This is a genomic window from Nitrospirota bacterium, from assembly GCA_020846775.1.
Taxonomy (GTDB): Bacteria; Nitrospirota; 9FT-COMBO-42-15; order HDB-SIOI813; family HDB-SIOI813; genus RBG-16-43-11.
The window spans coordinates 1-4433 of record JADLDG010000121.1 but is presented as its reverse complement, the minus strand read 5'-3'; the positions used below and the strand labels follow the sequence as shown (position 1 = coordinate 4433).

The window sequence follows — 4433 nt, the reverse complement described above, 5'->3', positions numbered from 1 at the left end:
CTGTCGGTACTGCAATGATTCCGTAACCAAGTATCATTATAAATGACCCGACTGCCTTACCAAAGGGAGTGCCCGGTGCAATGTCTCCATAGCCGACTGTGGTCAGGGTAACAATGGCCCAGTAGATTCCCTCAGGGATGCTGGTAAATCCGTGCTCCTTCCCCTCGATCAGATACATTACAGAACCAAGGATCGTTACTATATTCAAAATCGCAAAGAGGAAGATGATAATCTTTCTCTTACTTGCCCTCATTGCCTCCACAAGTACATGGGCCTCTCCAACATATTGGACGATCTTGAGTATTCTGAAAACGCGCAGGACTCTGAGTACTCTGATAATGAGAAGATACTGGCTGCCGGGAATCAGGATGCTCAGATATGTTGGAACGATAGCCAATAAGTCTACAGCGCCGAAAAAACTCGTGGCATACCGGAATGGCCGTCCAACGCACAATAACCTCAGGACGTATTCAACCGTGAAGATGATGGTGAAGAACCACTCAACCTTATAGAGTAAATAACCGTAGTCGGCATTAATACTCTCTACACTATCAAGCATGACCGCCAGGACACTCAGAAGGATGCTGATTAGTAATATGATATCAAAAACCCTCCCCAGGGGGGTATCGGCCTCGAATATGACCTCGTGTAGAAACACGCGGGTTTTTCCGTACTTAAGGTGTGTCTTGTCTTTGTCTAATGACATAATTTAAGTATCCGCTATAGAGGGATCTGTATCTTATTTTTTGAATTTTAACACAGAACCATTCACCGTAGCAGTACATATTTGTCTATTATGGCAAGATTTCTTTCCACTGCTCCTCTGTTTTTAGCAATAATCTTATATCCCTTTTCTCCCATTTCCTGCTGTTTGCCGTTATTGTTCAGTAACCCCTGCAGGACATCTTTCAGTGAGTCTATATCTTCTATCATGTGACCGGCCCCGCTCTCTAATATCTCCTCTGTAATCTGTTTGAAATTAAACATATGTTTCCCAAATATAAGGGGTTTCCTGTAATACATTGCCTCCAGTGGATTCTGACCGCCGTGTGGTATAAAGCTCCCACCGATCATTACAACAGTTGCTATGCTGTAGAGAGTGGACAGTTCACCAATTGTATCAACAACGATGACAGTCTTGTATGGAACGTTATTTCTCTTTGCATTGCCAAGTCCGGTCCTCCTTATAACATCAAGCCCCATTGTCCTTGCAAGCCTCTCTATATCTGCCGTCCTTTCGATATGTCTTGGGACAATGATCAATCTCAGTTGTTCATCTTCTTTCAGACATTCAATGTAAGATGAAAGGATAACCTCATTCTCACCAGGATGGGTACTGCCTGCCACTATGACTTTATCGCCACTGTTTATCCCGAATAAATGCATCTTCTTGTTGATTGCGTCATTATTCATCTCGATAAATTTCTGGTCATATTTCATGTTGCCGGTAACTGTTACAGAACTGGCAGGTGCCCCTATATCTCTGATCCTCTCTCCATCCTCATCAGTCTGCATACAGAAAAGGTCAACGTTGGAGAGTATACGCTTCATAAAGCAGCGAAACCTCCTGTAACCTTTAAATGCATCCGGCGAGATTCTGCCGTTGATTATGAGTGACCTTGCCCCGGATCGTTTCACCTCTCTCAGGAAGTTTGGCCACAGCTCTGTTTCTACAGAAATATAGATATCGGGTTTAACGCGATTAATAAACCTCTTAACAGACCAGGTTAAATCAAATGGTGAGTATAATATCTGATCTACCTCAGGGAGTCTCTTGCGTGCCAACTCATTACCGGTTGGGGTAACGGTAGACACGGTAATCCTAACTTCGGGATGCCTCTGCCTGAGCTCTTTGATGAAAGGGATGGCAGCTATAACCTCGCCTACTGAGACGGCATGGATGTGGATGCGGGCCCGCCTGTCGAGTACCGAATTTAATTCGGTACCCCATTGGTTTTCTTTGGCAACGCCCAGTTTTTCCCAAAAGCCTTTCCTGTGCTTCTCTGTTACTGCTACCTTGTAAAGCAAAAACGGTAAGGTTACAATGACCAGTAATATTAGAAGTAAATTATACAATGTGTACAATATATATCCTGTGTAATCTGTTAATGTGATTGTTTATAGTACTGGTCTGACTTTTCTGTAATTTCTACAAGTCTCTTCTCAAGCTCTATCCTCTTCTCTTCGATCTCTTCTTCAGATGAATCTCTTGGCACATAAACAGGTTCACCGTAGATAACAACCACGCGGGTGAAAGGATGCGGGATGATAAATCTGTCCCAGCTTTTAAATACGTGTGCCTTGTCTGCCCCATATGTGATTGGCAGGATTGGTTTGCCGCTGATTTTTGCAAGGTGGAGAATGCCCTTCTGTACTTTGAATACAGGCCCCCTCGAACCATCCACCGTGATAAATACGAGACCTTTATCCCTGACTATCCTTATCAACTCCCGGAATGCCTTACTGCCGCTCTTATAGGAAGAGCCGCGAATAGTCCTTACACCGAACATCCTTAAGGTTCGTGCAATGATCTCACCGTCAGTACTCGGGCTTACAAGGGAGTAAAGCCTCTCCTGCCACCTGTAAAGAAACGGTAAAAAAAACAACCGTCCATGCCACAGGGCATATATCGGGTTAATACCTTTTCTTATAAGGGACTGCTCTGATTCTCCTCCGACTACTTCCTTCCTGTACGTTATTCCGATGAGGTAGATGATGAGCATTCCTATTGGCGGGATTACATATTTGATTAATAATTTTTTAATTACTGTCATCACCTGCCAGGCGTGAATAATGTAAAGGTTTTTATAATCTCTGAATGATTAGATCTTCAAGGATATTGCTGATCTTGCCAACCGCGGCTGCACGATGGCTTATCTTATTCTTTATCTCACTCCCCAGCTCGGCAAATGTCTTTCCATATTCAGGGACTACAAAAACAGGGTCATAACCAAAACCGGATGTCCCGCGTTCTTCTTCAGCAATTAATCCGGGGCAAACCCCTTCTGCAAGACGCACATTGCCTGATGGAGTTGCAATGGCTATCACACATACAAACCTTGCACCTCTTTTCTCTGAAGGGATGTTCTTTAACAATCCAAGAAGTTTTTTTATGTTATCAGGGTCTGCAGCACCTTCCCCTGCGAATCTTGCTGAATATACACCAGGCGCTCCATTCAATGCATCCACCTCAAGGCCGGAATCATCAGAAACAGCAATATGACCGGTAAATCTTGCAACTGTAAGTGCCTTCTTTGAGGCATTTTCTGAAAAAGTCCTGCCATCCTCAAGGATGTCTGGAATTCCGGGATAAGAGTCGAGGGTTTCTATCTCAACTTTGTCCATAAGCCCTGAGTTATTTATGATTGAGAGTATTTCCTCTATCTTGCCCTGATTTCTTGTTGATAGAACTATCTTCATCCTGAAATAACCTGTCAAATCCCCCCTAACCCCCTTTTATAACGCCCCCACCAGCTTTTTCTGCATCTCCACCAACTCTTCTATCCCCTTTTTTGCAAGGGTAATAAGTCCATCCATCATGTTCCTGGAAAATGGTTCACCCTCGGCCGTGCCCTGTATTTCTACAAACTTTCCCTTCCCTGTCATTACAACATTCATGTCAACCTCTGCAGTCGAGTCTTCGTCATAATTAAGGTCAAGGACAGGCTCTCCTTCCACAATGCCTACACTCACAGCTGCGAGATAGTCTTTAATCGGGTTTACTGTTATCAACCCATCCTTCTTTGCAAAATTTATGGCATCAACAAGGGCTACGAACGATCCGGTAATCGAGGCCGTTCGGGTGCCGCCGTCTGCCTGGATGACGTCACAGTCAATCCATATGGTTCTCTCGCCCAGCTTATCCAATTCGACGACCGATCTGAGAGATCTCCCAATGAGACGCTGTATTTCATGTGTCCTTCCTCCTATCTTGCCTCTTGCAGACTCTCGTACAATTCTCTGCAGGGCCGAGCGGGGGATCATTGCATATTCTGCAGTGATCCATCCTTTGTTCTTTCCTTTAAGGTGAGGAGGCACTTTATCCTCAATAGTTGCCGTACAAATAACTTTTGTATCGCCTACTTCAATCAGGACAGATCCTTCCGCATGCTTAATGTAATTCCTGTGTAGCTTAACAGTCCTTAACTGATCGCCTTTTCTGCCGTCTTTTCTTTTCACCCTAACCTGCCTTTCAAATCCCCCCTACCCCTCTTTTCTAAAGGGGGATCATGATTTCCCCCTTTGAAAAAGTAGGGGTAAGGAGGATTTTCATCGTTGTTATAGTATTAAATTCACCTTCTCCACTTTCCCTATCCTCTCCCCAAGAAACCTGCTCCCCTGCTCTTCAAAGCGGCGGGGGACGTCGGTAACAAAATATCTCCTGACAGGGGCATTCACTTCCGTGTCTTTCCTGTCTGATCTGTCGGGGACAG

At 44.5% G+C, this 4433-nt stretch carries 6 protein-coding genes; all 6 read right to left on the bottom strand.

Annotated elements, in window-relative coordinates; all coding sequences use genetic code 11:
• A partial coding sequence (locus tag IT392_13310) for an ion transporter (GenBank protein ID MCC6545450.1) occupies window positions 1–706 on the bottom strand: 706 nt, incomplete at its 3' end.
• Between the two features lie 62 nt (window positions 707–768).
• Window positions 769–2076 (bottom strand): 3-deoxy-D-manno-octulosonic acid transferase, encoded by a 1308-nt coding sequence (locus tag IT392_13305; GenBank protein ID MCC6545449.1) that lies wholly within the window; start codon window positions 2074–2076, stop codon window positions 769–771.
• Between the two features lie 29 nt (window positions 2077–2105).
• On the bottom strand, window positions 2106–2774 hold the full coding sequence (locus IT392_13300; protein ID MCC6545448.1) for a lysophospholipid acyltransferase family protein: 669 nt from the start codon (window positions 2772–2774) through the stop codon (window positions 2106–2108).
• 31 nt (window positions 2775–2805) lie between these two features.
• Window positions 2806–3420, bottom strand: coding sequence for an XTP/dITP diphosphatase (locus IT392_13295; protein ID MCC6545447.1), 615 nt, complete (start codon window positions 3418–3420; stop codon window positions 2806–2808).
• Between the two features lie 36 nt (window positions 3421–3456).
• A complete protein-coding gene (gene rph, locus IT392_13290; GenBank protein ID MCC6545446.1) occupies window positions 3457–4179 on the bottom strand; it encodes a ribonuclease PH in 723 nt (240 codons plus the stop codon).
• A gap of 99 nt (window positions 4180–4278) precedes the next feature.
• On the bottom strand, window positions 4279–4433 hold a 155-nt coding region (locus IT392_13285; GenBank protein MCC6545445.1), incomplete at its 5' end, for a hypothetical protein.

Coding starts and splice junctions, on each gene's coding strand:
- IT392_13300 (MCC6545448.1), bottom strand. CDS start 2,774: ATGACAGTAATTAAAAAATTATTAATCAAATATGTAATCCCGCCAATA.
- IT392_13295 (MCC6545447.1), bottom strand. CDS start 3,420: ATGAAGATAGTTCTATCAACAAGAAATCAGGGCAAGATAGAGGAAATA.